Annotated in this window: 23 protein-coding genes; 21 read left to right on the top strand and 2 right to left on the bottom strand. The window is 60.2% G+C overall.

The window, feature by feature from the left end:
- The first annotated feature begins 10 nt into the window (after window positions 1-10).
- Both GRZ55_RS19305 and GRZ55_RS19310 read left to right on the top strand, forming a co-directional pair.
- Window positions 11-400 carry a transcriptional repressor TraM gene (locus tag GRZ55_RS19305; protein ID WP_169288597.1) on the top strand — a complete coding sequence of 130 codons (390 nt, stop codon included), beginning with the start codon at window positions 11-13 and terminating at the stop codon, window positions 398-400.
- 506 nt (window positions 401-906) lie between these two features.
- Window positions 907-1,140 (top strand): hypothetical protein, encoded by a 234-nt coding sequence (locus GRZ55_RS19310; protein WP_169288598.1) that lies wholly within the window; start codon window positions 907-909, stop codon window positions 1,138-1,140.
- A 245-nt stretch (window positions 1,141-1,385) separates the two neighbouring features.
- Here GRZ55_RS19310 and GRZ55_RS19315 read toward each other — a convergent pair whose 3' ends face one another.
- Window positions 1,386-1,664: a hypothetical protein gene (locus GRZ55_RS19315; RefSeq protein WP_169288599.1), complete on the bottom strand. Its 279-nt coding sequence runs from the start codon at window positions 1,662-1,664 to the stop codon at window positions 1,386-1,388.
- 124 nt (window positions 1,665-1,788) lie between these two features.
- Between GRZ55_RS19315 and GRZ55_RS19320 the strand changes: the two genes are divergently transcribed.
- The 15 genes from GRZ55_RS19320 (at window position 1,789) to GRZ55_RS19390 (ending at window position 15,866) form a co-directional block, all read left to right on the top strand.
- Complete coding sequence (locus GRZ55_RS19320) at window positions 1,789-2,895, top strand: YncE family protein (protein ID WP_169288600.1); 1,107 nt, start codon at window positions 1,789-1,791, stop codon at window positions 2,893-2,895.
- Window positions 2,896-2,964: 69 nt separating this feature from the next.
- A complete protein-coding gene (locus GRZ55_RS19325; RefSeq protein ID WP_169288601.1) occupies window positions 2,965-3,549 on the top strand; it encodes a hypothetical protein in 585 nt (194 codons plus the stop codon).
- A 233-nt stretch (window positions 3,550-3,782) separates the two neighbouring features.
- Window positions 3,783-4,277 (top strand): DUF6789 family protein, encoded by a 495-nt coding sequence (locus tag GRZ55_RS19330; RefSeq protein ID WP_169288602.1) that lies wholly within the window; start codon window positions 3,783-3,785, stop codon window positions 4,275-4,277.
- A gap of 17 nt (window positions 4,278-4,294) precedes the next feature.
- Window positions 4,295-4,507 (top strand): heavy-metal-associated domain-containing protein, encoded by a 213-nt coding sequence (locus GRZ55_RS19335; RefSeq protein WP_169288603.1) that lies wholly within the window; start codon window positions 4,295-4,297, stop codon window positions 4,505-4,507.
- Window positions 4,508-4,566: 59 nt separating this feature from the next.
- A complete protein-coding gene (locus tag GRZ55_RS19340) occupies window positions 4,567-5,442 on the top strand; it encodes an exo-alpha-sialidase (RefSeq protein ID WP_169288604.1) in 876 nt (291 codons plus the stop codon).
- An 8-nt stretch (window positions 5,443-5,450) separates the two neighbouring features.
- A complete protein-coding gene (locus GRZ55_RS19345) occupies window positions 5,451-5,942 on the top strand; it encodes a cytochrome c (protein ID WP_169288605.1) in 492 nt (163 codons plus the stop codon).
- 197 nt (window positions 5,943-6,139) lie between these two features.
- A complete protein-coding gene (locus GRZ55_RS19350; RefSeq protein WP_169288606.1) occupies window positions 6,140-6,508 on the top strand; it encodes a hypothetical protein in 369 nt (122 codons plus the stop codon).
- A 381-nt stretch (window positions 6,509-6,889) separates the two neighbouring features.
- Window positions 6,890-9,439 carry a heavy metal translocating P-type ATPase gene (locus GRZ55_RS19355; protein ID WP_169288607.1) on the top strand — a complete coding sequence of 850 codons (2,550 nt, stop codon included), beginning with the start codon at window positions 6,890-6,892 and terminating at the stop codon, window positions 9,437-9,439.
- Entirely contained in the window at window positions 9,439-10,746 is a 1,308-nt protein-coding gene (locus tag GRZ55_RS19360) for an APC family permease (protein ID WP_169288608.1), read from the top strand. The genes GRZ55_RS19355 and GRZ55_RS19360 overlap by 1 nt, the downstream gene beginning before the upstream one ends.
- 199 nt (window positions 10,747-10,945) lie before the next feature.
- Window positions 10,946-11,470, top strand: a complete 525-nt coding sequence (locus tag GRZ55_RS19365; RefSeq protein WP_246734885.1) for a hypothetical protein — start codon at window positions 10,946-10,948, stop codon at window positions 11,468-11,470.
- Window positions 11,471-11,880: 410 nt separating this feature from the next.
- Window positions 11,881-12,567, top strand: a complete 687-nt coding sequence (locus GRZ55_RS19370; protein WP_246734886.1) for a DUF1007 family protein — start codon at window positions 11,881-11,883, stop codon at window positions 12,565-12,567.
- A gap of 538 nt (window positions 12,568-13,105) precedes the next feature.
- Entirely contained in the window at window positions 13,106-13,660 is a 555-nt protein-coding gene (locus tag GRZ55_RS19375; protein WP_210257424.1) for a L,D-transpeptidase, read from the top strand.
- A gap of 507 nt (window positions 13,661-14,167) precedes the next feature.
- A complete protein-coding gene (locus tag GRZ55_RS19380; protein WP_169288609.1) occupies window positions 14,168-14,911 on the top strand; it encodes a L,D-transpeptidase in 744 nt (247 codons plus the stop codon).
- 89 nt (window positions 14,912-15,000) lie between these two features.
- Entirely contained in the window at window positions 15,001-15,717 is a 717-nt protein-coding gene (locus GRZ55_RS19385; RefSeq protein WP_368856649.1) for a ferric reductase-like transmembrane domain-containing protein, read from the top strand.
- Between the two features lie 2 nt (window positions 15,718-15,719).
- Complete coding sequence (locus GRZ55_RS19390) at window positions 15,720-15,866, top strand: hypothetical protein (RefSeq protein WP_169288610.1); 147 nt, start codon at window positions 15,720-15,722, stop codon at window positions 15,864-15,866.
- Between the two features lie 166 nt (window positions 15,867-16,032).
- Here GRZ55_RS19390 and GRZ55_RS19395 read toward each other — a convergent pair whose 3' ends face one another.
- On the bottom strand, window positions 16,033-16,299 hold the full coding sequence (locus GRZ55_RS19395; RefSeq protein ID WP_169288611.1) for a hypothetical protein: 267 nt from the start codon (window positions 16,297-16,299) through the stop codon (window positions 16,033-16,035).
- A gap of 150 nt (window positions 16,300-16,449) precedes the next feature.
- Between GRZ55_RS19395 and GRZ55_RS19400 the strand changes: the two genes are divergently transcribed.
- The 4 genes from GRZ55_RS19400 (at window position 16,450) to GRZ55_RS19415 (ending at window position 19,464) form a co-directional block, all read left to right on the top strand.
- The gene (locus GRZ55_RS19400) at window positions 16,450-16,986 is read left to right on the top strand and encodes a cytochrome c (RefSeq protein ID WP_256379820.1); all 537 of its coding nucleotides are present in this window, start codon (window positions 16,450-16,452) and stop codon (window positions 16,984-16,986) included.
- Between the two features lie 148 nt (window positions 16,987-17,134).
- Window positions 17,135-17,554 (top strand): hypothetical protein, encoded by a 420-nt coding sequence (locus tag GRZ55_RS19405; protein ID WP_169288613.1) that lies wholly within the window; start codon window positions 17,135-17,137, stop codon window positions 17,552-17,554.
- A gap of 76 nt (window positions 17,555-17,630) precedes the next feature.
- Window positions 17,631-18,155: a cytochrome b gene (locus GRZ55_RS19410; RefSeq protein ID WP_169288614.1), complete on the top strand. Its 525-nt coding sequence runs from the start codon at window positions 17,631-17,633 to the stop codon at window positions 18,153-18,155.
- A gap of 346 nt (window positions 18,156-18,501) precedes the next feature.
- Entirely contained in the window at window positions 18,502-19,464 is a 963-nt protein-coding gene (locus GRZ55_RS19415) for a murein L,D-transpeptidase family protein (protein WP_246734891.1), read from the top strand.
- Window positions 19,465-19,611: the final 147 nt, after the last annotated feature.

Genomic DNA, 19,611 nt, shown 5'->3' on the forward strand with positions numbered 1-19,611 from the left:
CGGGAATTTCATGAGCGATGAGCGTCCAATCAGAAACCGAGTGCTAGCACCGTCGGGGCAACGATCCATCACCAGCCTGCTCAAGAACCTCTCTGAATCCGAGCTTGAGCGACTTGCCGTCGAAATCATTCTCCAGAACAGGCGTTATCTCCAGCACGCCCAGGCACTGTTCGATCGCCTGCAAGCCGGGGTGCCAGATCAGGCCGCCGAACAAGATGGTGAACATCTACGGCACGACTACCATCTGGCGCTCATCAATTTGAACGGCCATCATGAGGTGGTCGGCACTTTGATCGATGCTCTTGGATATGTGCCGGATGTCCCTGGTGAACCCTTGCAAGACGCAAGAATCCAGAAGAGTGGCGACCCTTTGGCCAATGGTAGGAATTGGCCTCGATAGTGTGCGGCCAGAGCATGCTGAGGATCGCGATCCATTCGCCTCCGCCTGCTGTTCGCAGGCGCCGACAACCGAATGTTTCTGCTGTCTGCAAAGTCGAAAATCGGTACAAACGTTCACTAGTTTCTCTCTGTGCGTTCGCTCGATGTGAATCTCAAGGGCACCGGCTGAGAGGTCAGGCGACACATATTGTTTCGACCGTGCTACTGGTGGAGCCCGCCCGACTGCTCCTGGTCTAGAAGCTGAGAAAGCGGCCGTTCAGGTAGCAAGCCACACTTCGACGGCAATGCGCCCAATTCCCGACTTTCGCAATCGTTGAAGCGGCACCTGAAAGCGGTCGGTCTGCTTACCTTTAGCGGCCAGCTTTTTTCAACGAAAACTTATAGCCCACGCGCGCACTCAGGGCCCCAGGCGATACGAGATGGCGTTCTCAGCCTCTCTCCTACCGACCATATGCCTTCGTGTTCGTCTGTCTCCTTTCTGGTCGGATATCAAGGCTTCGGCCACACTTGGTGGTGATCGTCGATCACGAAGGCATGCGCATGCCCGATGCTACCGTGTTTATGCCGCATCGAACCGTCGGCGGCAGGCTCGATGAGGGGTGGAGCATAATGTTTTCCTTCCTCCAGAGGGTGGCTGTGCTCGATCGGCTCGTGCCAGTGTTCGATGATTTCGGGATCGTGCCTGGGCCACACGATGGCTGCTACATAGCCATCGCCGCAGGAATCCAGGCATTCAGCTAGACCAGTTGTTCTTGTCGGGAGCAGAGAGTGGGAGCCACTAATCGTACATCCACGGCTCGGAAGGACATGGACGCCATTATAGCTCCAGCCGTCAGGATGGAGTGGTCAGATTGTTTGACATTAATCAATGTGGTCGTCGTCTGCGTGATCCAGACTGCACAATGCAGCGAAGGTGAATCGAGTTGTCCAAACCCACGCGCCTTATTCGACATGGATTGCCGCTGAGCGCGGACTCTCTCCCGGCGCTACGGCTTGGGGCTCTCATTCTGCTGTCGATTGCGCTCGTCCTTCTGCCCGTCGTTGCTGGCGATCATCACGCGCGAACGCATGCCGACCAAGCCAGCATCAATCATGCCATGGCCGCGGATCAGCAGACTTGCGCGCAGGATCATGCCGCTGATCCGGAATGTGCGGCGATGAGCAACTGCCCGGTCTGCACACTCCGGCATGCGAAAGACTACGGTGTGATGTGGCACCCCGACGACGGATTCATTGCCACATTGACCGACTTCCGTGGCGGTCACCGAACCGTTCCCGACATCAGGCCTCCTCGGTTCTCTGTCCCTGCCTGAGCCTCCGCGTCCCACGCGGCGCGGAAATCGACTGCCGGACCAGCCGGTGGCACATTCCAGACAGAGAGATAGGACAATGAACACGATTTTCGTTTCTCGCCGCCGGTTTCTGGCGATCACCGCAGCATTTGGATTTGCGGCGGCATATCGGCCGCCGACTGCAGCCGCCCATGGCGAGGCGGAGGCAATCCGCCAGTCGGTAGAAAACTTTCCCGAAGGCCTCGTCGGACACATATTCACCGCCGACGAGCATGGCAGTTCGATCAGCATGATCGACATCCGCAATGGCGAGGTGCTGACGGTTCCCATTCCGATTGCCCCGCACAATGTGGACCTGACCCCAGATCGGCGGCTGCTTCTGGCGGTTGGCGAGCCATCGGATGGCGAACACGGCCATGGCGATGCGCACGGCCACGGCAATGGAGCGGAGGGCAAGCTCCTCGTCTTCGACCCACGCAAGATTGGGGACGGACCAATTGCCGAGATCAAGGTCGGCGACCATCCTGCCCATGTTGTGGCCAGCAAGGATTCGCGACTAGCCTTCGTGACCAATGCCGGGGACGATACGGTGTCCGTGATCGACCTCGAAAACAGGCAGACGGTGGCAACGGTGGGTACCGGTCGCTATCCGCACGGACTGCGACTGAGCCCGAACGGTCGCGAACTCTACGTTGCCAATGTGCTCGACGGCAGCGTCTCCGTGATCGATGTAGAACAGCGGCGGGAGACTGCCCGGATCGCGGTCGGCAAGGCGCCGGTCCAGGTTGGCTTCCTGCCCGACGGCAGCAAGGCCTATGTCTCGCTCAGGGACGCAGACAGCGTGGCCGTCATCGACACCGACAAACAGGAGGTCGTCGCCACGATCGGCGTCGGGCGGGGTCCGATACAAGTTCACGCGACGCCCGACGGCAAGCTGGTCTACGCCGCCAATGAGGGTAGCAGCGAGGACCCTTCCGATACGGTTTCGGTCATCGAGGTGGCAACCGGCAAGGTAGTCGACACCATCCGCACCGGCGCCGGCGCGCATGGCGTGTCGGTCAGCGACGACGGTCACTGGGTGTTTGTGACCAACATCGTTGCCGGAACGGTCTCGATCATCGACCGTCGGCAGGGCACCGTGGCAATCGACATCCCGGTCGGGCGCGGCCCGAACGGCATAGCGTTCTGCCCTCTTGAAGCCTGACACAAAGGGCGGCGCGACAAGATCGCGCCGCCTGCCTTCGAAACAGGACCACCAATGGAGGATCTACTGATGACCACCAAGTTTGCAGCAATCACGGCGCTCTCCCTGCTTCTGGCTCTCGGCACAACATCGCCCTCCTGGGCACAGGCTGAAGAGGAACATGACGCCCATCACCCGGAGGCAGACAGCGTTCTGCCTGGGGCTGCCGAGGCGGGGACGCCCGATACGTCGCCCGACGGCACGATGGGCGGAATGTCGCCGGGTATGATGATGGGCCAGATGCCCGGCATGATGGGTGGCGGCATGCAGGGCATGATGGGCAGGTGCCCCATGATGCAGGAAATGATGCAAGGCCAAAGCAAAATGCGCCATGGTATGATGGGGCGAGGCGCTGTGCAGGGAGAGCGTGCAGGTCACGGTAGCTGGCTCTATGGCCTTCCCGGCGGGCAGCCGGAAGAAACAACGCCAGAGACGGCACGCGCCTGGCTGGAGATGCAACTCCTTCAGCATGGAAACCCGAGGCTCCGCATCGGCGCCGTCGAGCGTGGCGAGGACGGAACGGTGATCGCCGAGATCGAGACCGTGGATGGTTCGCTAGTGCAGCGGCTCGCCTTCAATCGCCATCCGGGTTTTGTCCGTCAGGCCGAGGAATGAGGCAGAGGAGTCAATCTGGCTGGCCGCTTGACCTTCCACCAACTGGAATCCCTAGCTGTGTTTGAACGGAGCGAAGGCGATGATGCTGGATGGCGCAATGATGGGTGGCTTCGCAGGTCTGGGTTGGATCTGGGTGCTGCTGATCGGGCTGTTGTTCGCGTTGGCGATCGCAGCTCTGTTCAAGTACCTGCTGAAGTGAGCCGTCGAAGAGCAGCCATGGAACCGGAGCTTCGATGAGCCTCGCCAGAAACCTGCTGCGTCATCTGGCCATACTGGTGTTTGCCGGCCTCGCAGGGCTGGCAATTCATCTCGTGTTGATGGGCGTGAAGGAGGCCTCCGGCATCCTGCCAGAGTTTCAGCCTTATCGTGATCTCCAGTTGTTGCTCGGCAACATCGTTCCAGGAGCTCTGGGTTCAGCCATGCCATATGTGACCGGGGCCGTCATCTGGGGCTTTGTCTACGCGCGCCTGCACGATTTTCTGCCAGGTCGGACAGCGTTGGCAAAGGCGGCGACTTTTGCCACGATGGCGTGGCTGGTGATGGCGACCGCCTTTTTTGGTCTGGCGGGCCACGGCCTCTTCGGGATCGGATTGGGTCGCGGATTGCTGCCGGCGCTGTTCATGCTGCCGATGCTCTTTGTCTTCAGCTTCGTGCTCGCGATGGCCCATAGCCGGTTACGACGTATTCCATCTGCCGATCGTGACGCCAAGCGGCCTGAACAATCCTGAACCGAGAGGACCTTCAAATGATCAGACTGAGCATTCCCGACATGAGCTGCGGCCATTGCGTGGAGGCCGTCACCCAGGCGGTCAGGAAGACAGACCCCGATGCAAAGGTAAGCATCGATCTCGGCGGTCGCACCGCCGAGATCGAGACACAGTCACCGCCGGCGGCCGTGACCGCAGCGATCGAGCAGGCGGGCTATCCCAACAACCCGCTGTCGGAAGAGCACCCATGAAAACGCGCCGAGGCCGTGGGGCCGACTATTGGCCATAGAGGATGCAGAGGAAGTCTGAGATGAAGAAATCAATTCTGGCAACCGGCTTGACGGCATTGCTGGCTGTCGTGGCCGCGCCGTCTCTCGCATTGGCCAGCGAAGTCCTGCCGGTGCACGCGTTGAAGCAGGACACCCATATCCATGGCCTTGCCGTCGATCGCACCAATGATGGTCACCTGCTGATCGCCACTCATCACGGCGTGTTCCGTGCCGGACCGGACGGTATGGCCGAGCGGATCTCGCCCGTGAAGGATTTCATGGGATTCACGCCGCATCCCGATGAGGCCCAGATCTTCTATGGCAGCGGCCATCCGGCCCAAGGTGGCAATCTCGGCTTCATTGTCTCGACTGATAGCGGCGAGACCTGGCAGCAGCGGTCGCCCGGCGCAAACGGTCCGGTCGACTTCCACCAGATGACGGTGAGCCTCGTCGATCCCGATATCATCTATGGCACTTACGGAACGCTGCAGCGCAGCGCGGATGGCGGCCATAGCTGGTCAGTCGTTGGGCCGTTACCGGCCGACTTGATCTCGATTGCCGCCTCAGCACTGCAGACCGACACCCTGTATGCTGGCACACGAAACGGCCTCCAGATCAGTCGCGACGGCGGCCAAAGCTGGCAGACCGCGCTCCCGGACATTCCCGTCAGCCTCGTGGCGGTGGATGGCGAGGGCGGGCTGTTCGCCTTCGTGCCGGGCCACGGCCTGGTACGCACGGATGAAGAGGTGCTGGACTTCTCCACCCTCTCTCAGGGATGGGAGGATCAGGTGCTCCTGCATATGGCCTTCGACCCGGCCAACCCCATGCACGTCTTCGCTGCATCCCACCAAAGCAACATCTTTGCTTCCGAGGATGGAGGGCGGACGTGGTCCGAAGTGAAAGGGCCTACGAACTGAAGCAACGAATGCGTCTCATCGGAATCATCGCCGGCCTGGCAGCGGTCATCGTGCTCGGCGCCGTGATCCTTCTGATGCGCCCCCGAAGCGAGCCGGAGTTCGGCCTGTTCCGCCCAAACGACAGCGACGCCGTTCGGCTTGGGGAGGTGCTCTACCGGGATCACTGTGCCGCCTGCCACGGCACCAATCTGGAGGGAGAGACGCCGGATTGGCAGGTGCGCGACGAGGACGGCTATCTCCCGGGTCCGCCGCATGACGAGACCGGGCACACTTGGCACCATCCAGACCAGCTTCTCTTCGGCATCACCAAATACGGCATCGCGGAAGCCGCCAACCTGCCGGACTATCCGACCCGCATGCCCGCATTCGAAGGGGTGCTCGACGATGAGGAGATCATCGCCATCCTGTCCTTCATCAAGTCACGCTGGCCCGACCGCGCCCGCCAGCATCAGGACGACATCAACCGGCGGTTCGAAGAGAGAAGCCAAGGCGCCGAATGAGAGGAGGCCCGTGCCCGGCTACCGGTCTGCTCCCGCCTGCGTCAGGTCCTGGCAGAACCCGTGATGTTGTACTTGATGGAGCCCCCGCCTTCGCGTTATCGAAAACTCGATTCCACAATGGCGGTTGACCTGGATCAAGCAAGGTCGACACTTCTGTGCTAGCGTCCGAATATGCCCACGGCATCCGGTTCAAGCCGATGACCCGATACGAAGAATTCCACTTGTCGAGGCGATTGTTTCGCCTGGCAGGGTTGGTCGCGGCGGCCTTCCTGGTGGCGCTCGTCATCGGTTCGACCTCCACGGCAGCCGCAGCGTTGGACGCTATGGACGACGGCAGGGTGATCGCCATCGATACCGCGTACCCGCAAGGGGGTAGTCACCATGGCCACTCGGGCGAACACGATCACGAGGCCTCCTGTTCGGGCTATGGACACTGCTCTGCGGCCGCCATTTTCTCCCCCTCGATGGTGTTGGCTGCGCCAGCAGAAGTCCTCCGCCGCCCGTTCAGACCTCGTATCTGCCCCGGCTCCGGCCAGAGCCTGATCGACCGCCCTCCCATCTGTTGATCGGCCACGGCGCTTCGAGGCTTCGCCTGCATCGGCGTGGCCACCAGGCGCATGCACGTTACCTGCGACATCCATCCGTCGCGCCGCGATTTGCGGCCGCGCGCAGGAAGTCCGGCAGGAACAACAATCCAGCGGAAGGAAGGCATTCATGCCTACGCGTTCAGTTATTCAAAACGTCAAACCGCCCATTTCGGCGATTGGCAACCCGCAAACAATCCCGTCCAGGTTCCGGCCGTCGTGGCTTTGGATCGTCCTCGGGTTACTGGCCGTCGGCGCCCTCTACGGTTTCGTTGGCCTGACTTGGTGGAGCCTCCCGATCGCTACTCTAATGCTGGGATGGCCGATCGTCATCGTCTGGGTTTTGCTTGGAGGGTTTGAACGATGATCTCGTCCATCAAAGGGAATGCGACAAAGCCTGGCGACGCTTCCGCTGCCGCTGGGGAGACAACGGTCGAGTTCTTGGTCCCCGGCATGGGAAGCGACCATTGCGCTGGGCTGATCTCCACGTCGCTCAAGCGCCTCGCCGGCGTGCATGCCGTGCAGACCAGTATTGCCTCCCACAAGGTCGCGGTACGCTTCGATCCCGCATCTGTGTCGAGTTCGAAGATCAAGACGGGCATTGAGCGGGCCGGATACGAAGTCGCGGAAATTGCTCCTCCGGCCGCAGAACCTGCCGGTGATGTCCGCCTCACAGTGCCCGGAATGGGCAGCGATCATTGTGCCGGATTGATTTCGGAATCGATCCGGAGGCTCGCTGGTATCACCAAGGTCGACACAAACATCGCCGCCCATCGCGTGAACGTCTCCTTCGTGCCAGGCACGACGGACGCAGACAGCATCAGGGCGGCTGTGGAGCGCGCCGGCTATGACGTCGTTTCCGTGGAGGTCGGGGACGCAAAAGCAGCTTCGGGAACTGCCGAGGATGCAGAAGAGCGTTATTTGGCGACGGCCTGGAGGCGTTTGTGGATCGCCGCTGCTCCCACGACCTTGATTATGCTGATCATGGTCCCGCACATGTTCTGGCAGCCCATTCCTGGCTACCTGGCGATTGTTGCGGCGCTCGCTTTCCCCGTGGTGTTTCTTTACGGCGGCTGGTCGACCCATCGCTCGGCCTGGCGTTCGCTCACCAACCGCACGGCGAACATGGACGTGCTCATATCGATGGGCAGCCTGCCGCCGTATTTGATCGGCCTGGTCGGGTTCTTCTATCCGATGACCTCCTTCATCGAGATGGCGGCGACGATCATGACCTTCCATCTTCTGGGGCGGTATCTGGAGACGCGGGCGAAGGGACGAGCCAGCCAGGCCATCAAGCGCTTGATCACACTAGGGGCGAAGACCGCCACGGTGGAGCGCGACAATGAGGAGATTGAGGTTCCCATCGCCGAGCTCATCGTTGGCGACGTCATGGTGGTGCGGCCGGGCGCCAAGGTGCCAACCGATGGCGAGATCGTCGAGGGCAACAGCCATCTCGATGAATCGATCGCTACGGGCGAGTCGGTGCCGGTGGAAAAGGGGCCGGGCGATGGAGTCCTGGGCGCGACCATCAACAATGAAGGCATGCTCAAGATCCGCGCCACCAAGGTCGGAGCCGATACTTTCCTTTCGCAGGTCATCCGCCTCGTGGAGGAAGCGCAGGGATCAAAAGTGCCCATCCAGGAATTCGCCGACCGAGTGACAGCGAAGTTCGTACCGGCTGTCATCGTGATCAGCCTGGGCAGCCTGTTAATGTGGCTGTTCTTCGCCGAGTCCCTGAGACCCATACTGTTCTGGGGTGCAACGTTCCTGCCTTGGGTCAATCCTGATCTGAGCCCGCTCATGCTCGGGGTTCTTTCAGCAGTCGCCGTGCTGGTCATTGCGTGTCCCTGTGCGCTTGGTCTGGCAACGCCCACCGCGCTGATGGTCGGATCCGGAATGGGTGCCGAGCAGGGTATACTCATTCGCTCCGGAGAGGCGATCCAGACCCTGAAGGACATCAAGGTCGTTGTTCTCGACAAGACCGGAACCATCACCAAAGGCCAGCCGTCATTGACGGACGTGGTCGCCCTCGACGGTTTCGAGGAAGAGGCGGTTCTTCGTGCAGCGGCAGGCGTCGAAGCTGGTTCGGAGCACCCGCTCGCTCAAGCGATCGTGAGGGGTGCGCGCGATCGTGGCCTCGTCGTACCCAAAGTCTCCGGCTTCAGGTCGATTACCGCGCGCGGCGTCGAGGGTCAGCTTGAGGGCGCCCATATCCGCGTCGGATCGCGAAGGCTCCTGAATGAAGCAGGGATCGATGCCTCCTCGCTTGAGGGTCGGCTGCAGGAGCTTGAGATGCAGGGCAAAACGGCGATGCTGGTTGCGATTGGAAATGCGGCGGCGGGTCTGGTTGCGGTTGCAGATACCATCAAGGACGATTCCAAGGACGCAATTGCAGCTCTGCACGACCTTGGCATCCACGTTGTCATGATCACCGGCGACAACGAGCGCACGGCCAAACATGTCGCTTCGCAGGTTGGGCTCGACGAGGTGATGGCGGGAGTCCTTCCCGAAGGCAAGGTCGACGCGATTCGCAAGCTCCAGGAAGAGCACGGCGAAAAGGTCGCGATGGTGGGAGACGGCATTAATGACGCGCCCGCCCTCAAGCAAGCCAATGTCGGGATCGCCATCGGAGCCGGCGCGGACGTCGCCATCGAGGCGGCGGACGTGACGCTGGTCAAAGGTGAACTGACCAAGGCTGTGGAGGCGATCCGTCTGTCGAAAGCCACGTTCGGAAAGATCGTCCAGAACCTGTTCTGGGCCTGGTTTTACAATGTCGCCGCGATCCCGATCGCCGCCCTCGGACTGCTCCATCCGATGATCGGAGTCGTCGCCATGACGGCGAGCTCTCTGTCAGTTATCGGCAACTCGATCCTTCTGAAGCGCGCGAAGTTGGCAGTGAAAAAGAGAGACTGATGGCAAAAGATTACGAGAAGAACAGCATCAGCCTGCCGGGCGCGATCGCCATGGGCACGGGCGTGATGATCGGCGCTGGAATCTTTGCCCTGACAGGCCAGATTGCCGAGCTTGCCGGGCCGCTCTTCCCGCTGTCATTCCTCGTTGGTGCGATCGTGTCGGCGTTCAGCGCCTATACCTACGTCAAGATGTCAAACGCCTATCCCTCTGCAGGTGGGATCGGGATGATCCTGACGAAGGCCTATGGACCGACGACGGTGGCGGCAGGCGCGGCCATGCTGATGGCGCTTTCCATGGTGATCAATGAGAGCCTCGTCGCTCGTACTTTCGGGACCTATGCGCTCCGAGCCTTCGGTGTCGATGCTGATAGCATCCTGGTTCCTGTTCTCGGCGTCGGATTGATCGTTTTCGCGTGGCTGGTGAACGTGTCAGGCAACCGTTCTGTCGGCCTTCTGTCTATCGTTATGGCCATAATCAAGGTGGGCGGAATCGCGCTTTTCGGTGCGGGCGCGCTGTGGGCGAGCGGTATTTCATTCGAAGCCACCGGCGGAGATGCCGGAGCCGGCGGTTTTCTGGCCTCCGTTGCACTATCCATTCTGGCCTTCAAAGGCTTTACGACCATCACCAACAGCGGCGCAGAGATCACCCATCCGCACCGCAATGTCGGCCGGGCCATCATGCTATCCATCGCGACCTGCGTGATCGTCTACGTTCTAGTCGCCTTTGCAGTCGGATCGAGCCTGCCGCTCGACCGGATCGTTGCGGCAAAGGACTACGCGCTTGCAGAGGCCGCTGAGCCTGCGCTGGGGCAGACCGGATTCTATCTTACGGTGGCGCTGGCCCTGGTTGCCACGGCGTCCGGCCTCGTCGCGAGCGTGTTCGCAGTCTCGCGCATGCTGGCGATGCTGACTGACATGGATCTGATCCCACATCGGCACTTCGGGATGCCGGGCACGATCAAGGATCATACGCTGGTCTATACGGTCGTCTTGGCAGGCTTTCTGACGGTATTCTTCGACCTGAGCCGGATCGCCTCGCTCGGGGCCTTTTTCTACCTCGTGATGGATATCATCATCCACTGGGGCGTGTTCCGGCATCTCCGTCGGGAAATCAACGCGCGTGGTTGGGTTCTACTGATAGCCATCGCGCTCGATGCTGTCGTGCTGGCCGCCTTCGCGGCGATGAAGTGGCAGTCCGATCCGCTGATTGTCGTGGTCGGCATTGTCGGTATGGCGTCTGTATTCCTGTTCGAGCGCGTATTCCTATCTCGCAACCGGGGCCGGCAGGGGGATCACGATCATCAGTGACAGCCCTTGAGCCTTCCATAGAACAAGTCTGAGACCAGGACCGAAAGACAAAGGCAAGTGACATGAAACAATACCATCACTTCGCGGCATGCGACGTTTCAGTCGGCGCGGACACCCATATTGAATGGGCCTGCGCCGTCTGTCCCGACATCTGTCAAGCGCAGTTCCCGGGCTTGGTTGAGCCGACTGAGGACGTCTGATGGGGCAGGACAGCGAAAAGCCCGCGCGCGCCCACCATTCCGGAGACGACGAGCGAGCCGCAGGCATATGGGAGGTGCCCGAACTGCCCGTTGCCTTGTTTTCCTTCGTCCTGCATTTCGTTTGGGAGTTCGTTCAGGTGCCGACCTACACCGGCATGGCCGAGATGGCCCACTGGGAGGCGATCAAGCTTTGCATGTCGGCAACATTTGGCGATGTAGGGTTTGCGCTGACGGCATTCTGGATGGCCAGCGTGGCGGCGCGTGGCCGGGTCTGGATCCTTCGCCCGACGCGCGTGCCGGTCGCAATCTTCGTGGCTGTTGGGATCCTTTTGACCGTTGGGTTCGAGTACTACTACACCAACGTTAGCCTGCGCTGGACATATTCTGACCTGATGCCGCTCGTACCGCCCTTCGGCACAGGGCTGAGCCCGCTCCTGCAATGGCTCGTCATCCCACCGCTCGTGGTCTGGCTGACACGCCGCCATCTCCTGGGAGCGCGGGCAATACGTGAGGCTGATGCATGAAGCGTTGCGACGAGGGCAGTCGCCAATGGCATGTTGCCACGTCTGACCACCGTAATCGCCCAGGCGAGTTGGCCGGCGAAAATCGCGGCTTGCCCCGGGCGTGGAATGTGCGGTCTCAGCATCGCAGACTGCTCGTCGGCAAGCCAGAAATGATGCCGACGCATCGCTGTCCTCCTTTCGGAGGCCGTGAATCGCATCAGGCCACTCAACCGGAACCCTTTATGGGGCCTTACCCTAGTTTTGACGCACTCACGCTGCATCGCAGACACGCGGTAATGCAGCACATTGTCACAACGAGATCGTTGCCGCTGCCAGGAACTACTGACGAACCGTGGCGGGCTACTGAAACAGCAGCGCCAGCCGAGCATTCCAGTTCGTTGCTGCCGTAGGAATTGAAGCGATCAAATAGCATGAAACGCAACATTCTGATGCGCCTGGAGGCTCGCAGATTTTTGACAATCCTGCTGATTGCCATGCTGATGGCCACGGCGAGGACTTTTCCATTGAAGGCCCATCCACATATCCTTGCGGAAGCGCACCTCGAAATCGTCCTCAATGCGACTGGGACCGTTGATCGGCTGAAGCACCTGTGGCGGTTCGATGAATTCTTCTCAAGCACCGTCATCCTGGAATTCGGCGCTGCAGGCAGTATGGAATTGGATGAAGAGGAACTCGATGCCGTTTCAAGGACGATTCACACCTCACTTGCGGATTTCAACTACTTCCAGTCCATCGAGTCCAATGGTGAAGAGATTGTCATGAGACCACCGGCTGGACTGCGAGCATATTTTGACGACCTCCAGCTAATCGTCGAATTCGAGACCGAGCCACGTGACCCCCTCCCTTTGAGGGGATCCCTGACTTTCGGCATCTACGACCCTACGCTGTTCACAGCGATCGAGTTCCAAGAAGACGAACACATATCGATCGGACGCCTTCCTGCGGATTGCGATACGGCCATTATACGTCCAGATCCCTATCAGGTGATCGCGGAAAACCGGGGCAGCCTAACGGAAGAGTTTTTCAATGACCCGACCGATTACGCAGCGATTTCCGCGACTCGACTCGAAGTAGCATGCCCGCCGGGACCAGAATGAGGTCATCCGTGTCAGGCGAGCGTCTGACCATCAGTGTTTCGATCGTGGAGCAGTTTACGATCCGGATGTGAGCCCCTGCGAGGGCCGGTCTTTCTTCCGAACGCTTCACGTGAAGTTGAATGCCCGGTAACCATTGTTGCGCGCATATCGGCGATATTGCGTCGATGTTGGTTCGTCTGCTCTGCACCATGCTGATAATTGTCGCAGTCTTTGTAACTGCGGGCGTAACGGATGCTATGGCGAAGGCGTTTCCGCAGGCGAGTTCTCTGCATCATTGTGAAGTTCTGGGATCAGCCGACGCAGCACCCGCCCACGAGTGCTGCAGTTCGGCGCGCCAACCCGACTCCCATTGCCTCGCTGACCAGTCCTGCTTGGTCCATTCTGTTTCTGGTGCGGCCTATTCCGGCCCAGAATTTTTGTCGGCTATCATTACGCGTGGCTTCGCCGAGACTCCCCGGGCGCTTCCCGAAAGACCACCGAAGTGTACGGGTTCCTTCCTCCTGCACTAGCCCGTCAACCGCAAGCACAGAGCTTCACCATGATCGACCGACGCAGATTCCTGCTCGGGCTGGCATTCGTCGCCTCACCCGTCTACGCCTATGCACATCCGCAGCCATTCGTTCCGGACCCAGATCACGTTCCGCAGGAGGTGGAGTTCCTGGAACCGCACCCGATCGGCACATTGGTTGTGGATACCGATGCCAGGTATCTCTACCTCATTCTCGGCGAAGGACTGGCCCGGCGCTACGGGATCGGTGTAGGTCGCGCGGGACTGGCATGGCAGGGCCAGGCCGAAATTGGCCGCAAAGCCAAATGGCCAGGCTGGCGACCGACAGCAAACATGATCCGGCGTCAGCCCGAGAAATACGCCCGGTACGCCAACGGCGTTCCTGGAGGGCCGAACAATCCCCTGGGTTCTCGCGCACTCTACCTTTACCGGGATGGCCGCGACACGATGTATCGAATCCATGGCACTACTGAGCCGTGGACAATTGGCCAGGCAATTTCGAATGGCTGCGTACGCCTGATCAACGAACACGTCGAAGATCTCTTCGAGCGGGTGCAGACCGGAGCTCAGGTGATCGTGAGGTGAGGACGAGCCCGAATATGGAAGCCGAATGTTCAGCACGGATGCAGTCGCAGCCGGTCACATTTTCGGCTAATGTTCTAAATAGGAACACCATAGGATCGTCACTAGACATCCAGCACTGCTGGGAGACCGGATGACAACCTGCTTGCGCATGATGTTCCTCTTCTCGCTGGTTGCGCTGTCGACCATGGCGCTGTCGCAGCACGCGCCATCAGTCCCAGAGCACGCGCATGTGGGTGCTCTGGATATAGCGGCCACTGCGGAAGGGGCTAACGAGTTCGGAATAGCCTCAGCGGATGTCAATTGTGCTCCGTCGGCATCGTGCTGGGCAACGTTGAACCGTTCTACTCCTCATCCATCGACACCCGCCTCCGGCTACGGCCTGCCTGTGTCCGAAGAATTGCCCGCGAACTTCGCCACGGCCCCACCCGACCAGCCACCGCGCTTTCCTCTTTGATTTTCCGATCGGGGCCTTCGGGGCCCTCCTGTCGTATCATCAAGAGGAACGAAATGCAGAACCATGAAGCGTCTATACTGCGCCGCGCCCGCGGCGCACTCATAACACGGCGCGCGATGTTGGCTGGCATCGCCGCATCCCTGACCGGATGCATGTCGCCGGCGTCGCGCCCGGATCCGGTGACCGTGCCGGGTGCCATGCGGCCGGATCCTCACTTGGCGAGGATGTATGCGGCGATGCCCCAGGAGCGGTTTCCCATTCCGGCTGTTGACGTCACTCAGGTGGACCCCCGCTATCTGCGCCAGGAAGTTTCCGATCCCACCGGCGAGGAACCCGGTACGATCGTCGTCGATACGTCCGAGAAGTTCCTCTATCTGGTCCGCGAAGGAGGCCGAGCCTTGCGCTACGGCGTCGGCGTGGGGAGGGAGGGACTTAGCTGGAGCGGCCGCGCCCTGATCCAGATGAAGCGGGAGTGGCCGCGCTGGACACCAACGGAAAACATGATCGGGCGTGATCCGAGCCTCGCTCGGTTCGCTGGAGGGATGGAGCCGGGACTCCAAAATCCGCTTGGCGCACGAGCGCTCTACCTGTTTGAGAACGGTCGAGACACGCTTTATCGGCTGCACGGAACCAATGAGCCCTGGAGCATCGGTAGGGCGATGTCGTCGGGCTGCATCCGGCTGTTCAACCAGGACATCATAGACCTCTACGAGCGAACGCCAACCGGTACGCGGGTGTTTGTTCTCGACCATCGGTCAGCAACGGCATCGGCCCCCTCAGTGGGAGAGGTGGTATGAGGCGGTTAAACACCGAAGCTCTCCCCGGCCCACGTGCGGGACGATATCGGAACGGGAGGAATGCGCGAGCAGGCTTTCGACATCTCCTGGTGCTGACCATAGCCGCAGTTCTGGTCTTCCTCTTCGGCATGGTCCATGGCGACTGGGACCCCATGCACAGATGGAACAGGGCTACCGCCGACGCGTCGTTCGTTCTTCTGGCCTTCACGATGGGAATCGGGCCAGCGGCACGGTTCTGGCCGAAGCTCCTCAGCCTGATTGCCTATCGTCGCGAATGCGGAATTTACGCTGTCGTGCTCGCTCTGGCGCACGCCCTTATCATAATTGAAGGGTGGGTCCAGTTCGATCTACTCGGCCTGTTTGGCTTCGTATTCCACCCTGACCTCGGGCACCAGGTCATGCTGCAGCACGGCTTCGGCCTCGCCAACCTCGTCGGGATCGTCGCGCTTGCATATGGTTTTGTCCTGGCAGCGACCTCCAATGACCGCTCGGTCCGGTTCCTCGGGCCTCAGGTCTGGAAGTTCGTTCAGACGGCAGCTTTCGTGCTCTGGGCCCTCGTGGTTCTGCACACGGCATATTTCCTGTTCATGCACTTCCTTGATTTCCACCGCGCTGTACCAGCACCGAACCCATTGCGCTGGCCGTTTGTGGCGTTTGTCGTTCTGGTTTCCGCGCTCCGTATCACGGCGTCCGTCGTCACCTGGCGCCAGAAAAGGCGTCCTTCCAGAGCGAAGAGCGAGGGAGCCGTTCTGGAAGCCGACCCGCAACCGTCCGGGGCTCCATCGCCAGCATCAGAAAGGACATGAATATGGAAACGAACGGTTTGATGGACTGTGGCCTTTCCGGCTGGCTCGGCATGGCCCTTCTGGCAGGCATAGGCTTCATGATGCTGCTCGTTCTCATCCTGGCAGCCGGAGCGCTTGGGCGCTATCTGGTGACCGGACGGATCCTTTGATGGCGGTTCCAGTTCTCGACACGAAGTTGCGGATGGGAACACCGGCGTGCAGCTTTCTAGCTCTCATGAATCCTCGGATGCAGTTGGCAGTCGCCGTTGTGGACCTCCAGCATTTGCAACAGGGAGGGTGCGGGTTTCCGGCATTCGAGGCGTCCCGGGTCGGCAATCATCGCCTGAGGGCGAGGATGGCATGGGACCCCTGGGCGACGATGGCAAATACCAGCAATGTCACGACGGGAACGTCCATGGGCGGCCAGCCCTCATACAGGGCGAGGACGAGCAGCAACGGCATTACCGTGATCGAGATTGCAAACGAGAGCGCCAACGCATCGATGCGGCCCATCGCCAGCAAGAAGGCGAGCAGGATACAGCCAAGCGCGATCGGGCCAGCAAGGCCTCCGGACATGTGCGCGACGATGGACACGGATTCCATGGGCCGTTCGCTCGAAGGGACGTTGACACGAACTCACATTGGCAAGGTTTGCATCCATTTGAGGCAAGCGCGTGTCGCGTGTATCCGGGTCAGTCGTGACGGCCCATGCACGGGCATGCGCCACATCCGTGCCGGATTGGGAGAAACCCCATGAGGCCGCTTTTGATCATCCTCGCGCTGGCGGCAGCGCTCGGAGCAGCACTGGCCCAGGACGAGGTAAGCCAGCGCCAGGATCTCATGAAGGAGATCGCCGAGGCGATGAACCGCATCAATCGCATGTTCAGCGGGCAGGAACCTTATAGCGGTCAGGTCCTCAAGACAGCAGCGGAAACAGTGCGATTGCGAGCTGGAACCACCATGGTCGAGCTTTTTTCGCACAATTCAGCAAGCGTAGTCTCACAGGCGCGGCCGGAAATCTGGGAACGGAAGGAAGAATTCCAGGAACTTGCCCTCTATCTGGAACGGTTCGCGGGAATTGTCGCGGAAGCTGGAAGAAACAATCCCGACGATCTGACGGATGCCATGAGAATGCGGTCCGGCACACCCATGGGCGGCGGCAGCCTGCTTGGCGGTCGCGGAACGGTCTGGCCGGGAGAGGATGAAGATGTTCCCGCCGAGCATGCTTTCCATCTCATGATGGAAACCTGCGCCTCGTGCCATGCCCGGTTCCGCTATCGACGCGAGTGATCGGGATGCGCAGCCATGTGCAGCGCTTCGTCGGCCCTCGCTGCCCCGAGTTCGGCAGCCTGGCAATGGCAAGACTGAAATCATCTCCGCCTTCTGAACTGGCGGCCGGCCTCCACCCGAAGCGCTTCCTCCATCGAGCAGAGGATTGATGACCCAGACAAGACGCATACAGCTTTTGGCCGGTGGGCTTTTGCTGGTCATCTTGGGCCTGGCCGGGAGCCTGATGGCCATACCGTTGCTCATTGGCGAGCCGCTGCTGGTTGTGCGGCCCGGCGATCCGGCCTTGCTAGCGGATGCTGAGGATGGCGAACCCGCGACCATTCAAATCCAGATCGGCGCATCGGGGGATTTTCTGATGGCCGTAGCAAGGGAGGCTTCAGTGAACCTTCCCGTCGTCCGCTTCCACATGCTTCTTCATCAAATGGCGTCGGTCATGGCGGAGGTCGACGCGGTTGCGGACGGCATTTTCCGAGCAACTGGGCGGTTGGAGATGCCCGGCCGCTGGCACGTCGGCATCGAATTCGACGACGCTAGCATTGGCGTCGAGTTCATCCTGGCCGAGTTCTGAAGTAGACCCGGCTTTGGTTGGAGCGCCAAACCGATTGTTAAAGCGCCGTTAGGAGCGGGCCGCGTATGCTTTTCCCATGAAGGACGACCAACTCCCCGGACAACGCCGGTGCGCGACAGGCAATCGCTACGCGCTTCCACAAATCCTTGTACATTGGCTGGTGGTTCTCCTCGTGTTGGCGCAGGTTTGGACATCAGGCGGGATCGGCCGATCCCATGCCGACCATATTGCGGGCATTGAGCCTGCCAGCTACGACCTGCTTCTTCACGAACTCCACACGTTCGGTGGACTTGCGATATTCGGACTCGTTGTGTTGCGCATCTTGATGCGGCTGGTGTTCGGAGCACCCAGCGCGCCCCGGAACGTGCACCGCTTCATCCAAATGCTGGCCGTGGCCAATCATCTTGCGCTCTATGCGGTTCTGCTTGCGCTGCCCGCAATCGGGCTCCTGGCACGATATATCGATTTCGATATTTTCGGGCCCGTTCACGTTGCTCTCACGCGCCTGCTGCTGGTGCTCGTTGCAGCTCATATTGCCGCCGCGCTGTGGCACATGCTGATCCGTCGCGACGCGGTGGTGAGCCGGATGCTGCCAGGCTGATTTGCGCCAAAAGCAAGTCGCAGCCCGGTGCTTGCGCCCGGTTATGAAATGATTAGGCTTGGCTTTCCACACAAGAAGTCGCCCGGATTCGCGATCGCCAGGGCCTCGACATGAATCTCTTAAGGACGATTAGGACGAGACTTGCTCACCATGGTCCCTGCTGCTGAAAAGCCCGTCACGTCGAATGCATAGTTTAGTCCACGCCCTATTGGGGCCTCAACTTACCTACAGTTACCCTTGTTTCGAACAGAAATAGATGCGTTCCCTCGGCGGGCACGAAAGTCAAAGGATTTCACCGAGTATGCTGCGAATGCTGAGAATTGGCCTGATTGGGCTCATCGCTGTCATGGTGACTGGTTGCGTGTCCAGTATGCTCGACGTCGAGGGCAAGGCGACACAACCTATACCATCAGCCCTGCTCGCGGAGATGTCGCGAAAATCGATGTCCCCATCCGCGCCGATCCTGGTCAGGATTTTCAAGCACGAAAGCGAGTTGGAGATCTGGAAGCAGGACAGCAGCGGAAAATTCGCCTTGCTCAAGATTTATCCGATGTGCCGCTGGTCTGGAACGCTTGGTCCCAAGAAGCGCGAGGGCGACAGGCAGGCACCGGAAGGGTTCTATCATGTCAGCGCCGGGATGCTGAATCCGAACTCGGAGTACTTTCTCTCCTTCAACCTCGGTTATCCCAACAGGCTGGAAGCGGCTCTCGGCTACACGGGTGACGCGCTCATGGTTCATGGAGCATGCTCTTCATCGGGGTGCTACGCTCTTACCGACGAGGGCGTCTCGGAAATCTTCGCTGTGGCCCGAGAGGCTTTGAAAGGTAGCCAGACGGCCTTTCAGGTACAGGCATTCCCGTTCCGAATGACCCCCCAGAACATGGCCGATCATCGCGACGATCCAAATTTCGCTTTCTGGAGCGACCTGAAGCATGGCTATGACATTTTTGAAGTCAAGAAACGGCAACCCAGGGTCTCCTATTGTGGGGGCCGCTACGCGTTTGATGGACAATTCCAGGGGGGCGAACCGCCCAATCCGCTGGCCGCGTGCCCGCCGACAACTAATGAAGTCGTTCCATTGATTGCCAACAAGACTGAGGCCGATCGCCTAGCCTTCGAGAGAATTTTGGAGAATGGCACAGCGTTAGCCGCGCATGGATATGTCGACGGAGGCATGCATCCCACCTTCCGTCGATTGCTGGAGCAGGTCGGAGCGGAGAAAATGGCGAAACGAACGTCTCTGACTTCCGTGCCAATAAGCCGCCCCGATGCCGTGCTTGCCGATCCGCATAGCCGTCAGGACTGGTAGGAAGGCAGGCAGGAGCCTCGACGCTGGAGGGTTCAGGTCGATTGGCATCCGCAGAATGGTTTCCAATAACTCCCCAAAGCCACCGTTGCCCTCGACCATCAGGCGGCGCCAAGGCTGAATGGTGGCGCCGCTTGACCGCGCATGGTC

The sequence above is a fragment of the Chelativorans sp. ZYF759 genome, from assembly GCF_012911015.1.
GTDB lineage: Bacteria > Pseudomonadota > Alphaproteobacteria > Rhizobiales > Rhizobiaceae > ZYF759.

What these genes read in the sequence shown, in the direction of transcription:
- GRZ55_RS19335 (WP_169288603.1), top strand. Translation starts at nt 4,295, where the DNA reads ATGATCAGACTGAGCATTCCCGACATGAGCTGCGGCCATTGCGTGGAG.
- GRZ55_RS19360 (WP_169288608.1), top strand. Translation starts at nt 9,439, where the DNA reads ATGGCAAAAGATTACGAGAAGAACAGCATCAGCCTGCCGGGCGCGATC.
- GRZ55_RS19325 (WP_169288601.1), top strand. Translation starts at nt 2,965, where the DNA reads ATGACCACCAAGTTTGCAGCAATCACGGCGCTCTCCCTGCTTCTGGCT.
- GRZ55_RS19305 (WP_169288597.1), top strand. Translation starts at nt 11, where the DNA reads ATGAGCGATGAGCGTCCAATCAGAAACCGAGTGCTAGCACCGTCGGGG.
- GRZ55_RS19350 (WP_169288606.1), top strand. Translation starts at nt 6,140, where the DNA reads ATGACCCGATACGAAGAATTCCACTTGTCGAGGCGATTGTTTCGCCTG.
- GRZ55_RS19415 (WP_246734891.1), top strand. Translation starts at nt 18,502, where the DNA reads ATGGTGACTGGTTGCGTGTCCAGTATGCTCGACGTCGAGGGCAAGGCG.
- GRZ55_RS19380 (WP_169288609.1), top strand. Translation starts at nt 14,168, where the DNA reads ATGCAGAACCATGAAGCGTCTATACTGCGCCGCGCCCGCGGCGCACTC.
- GRZ55_RS19330 (WP_169288602.1), top strand. Translation starts at nt 3,783, where the DNA reads ATGAGCCTCGCCAGAAACCTGCTGCGTCATCTGGCCATACTGGTGTTT.
- GRZ55_RS19345 (WP_169288605.1), top strand. Translation starts at nt 5,451, where the DNA reads ATGCGTCTCATCGGAATCATCGCCGGCCTGGCAGCGGTCATCGTGCTC.
- GRZ55_RS19410 (WP_169288614.1), top strand. Translation starts at nt 17,631, where the DNA reads ATGAAGGACGACCAACTCCCCGGACAACGCCGGTGCGCGACAGGCAAT.
- GRZ55_RS19400 (WP_256379820.1), top strand. Translation starts at nt 16,450, where the DNA reads ATGAGGCCGCTTTTGATCATCCTCGCGCTGGCGGCAGCGCTCGGAGCA.
- GRZ55_RS19390 (WP_169288610.1), top strand. Translation starts at nt 15,720, where the DNA reads ATGGAAACGAACGGTTTGATGGACTGTGGCCTTTCCGGCTGGCTCGGC.
- GRZ55_RS19320 (WP_169288600.1), top strand. Translation starts at nt 1,789, where the DNA reads ATGAACACGATTTTCGTTTCTCGCCGCCGGTTTCTGGCGATCACCGCA.
- GRZ55_RS19375 (WP_210257424.1), top strand. Translation starts at nt 13,106, where the DNA reads ATGATCGACCGACGCAGATTCCTGCTCGGGCTGGCATTCGTCGCCTCA.
- GRZ55_RS19395 (WP_169288611.1), bottom strand. Translation starts at nt 16,299, where the DNA reads ATGGAATCCGTGTCCATCGTCGCGCACATGTCCGGAGGCCTTGCTGGC.
- GRZ55_RS19370 (WP_246734886.1), top strand. Translation starts at nt 11,881, where the DNA reads ATGAAACGCAACATTCTGATGCGCCTGGAGGCTCGCAGATTTTTGACA.
- GRZ55_RS19405 (WP_169288613.1), top strand. Translation starts at nt 17,135, where the DNA reads ATGACCCAGACAAGACGCATACAGCTTTTGGCCGGTGGGCTTTTGCTG.
- GRZ55_RS19365 (WP_246734885.1), top strand. Translation starts at nt 10,946, where the DNA reads ATGGGGCAGGACAGCGAAAAGCCCGCGCGCGCCCACCATTCCGGAGAC.
- GRZ55_RS19340 (WP_169288604.1), top strand. Translation starts at nt 4,567, where the DNA reads ATGAAGAAATCAATTCTGGCAACCGGCTTGACGGCATTGCTGGCTGTC.
- GRZ55_RS19355 (WP_169288607.1), top strand. Translation starts at nt 6,890, where the DNA reads ATGATCTCGTCCATCAAAGGGAATGCGACAAAGCCTGGCGACGCTTCC.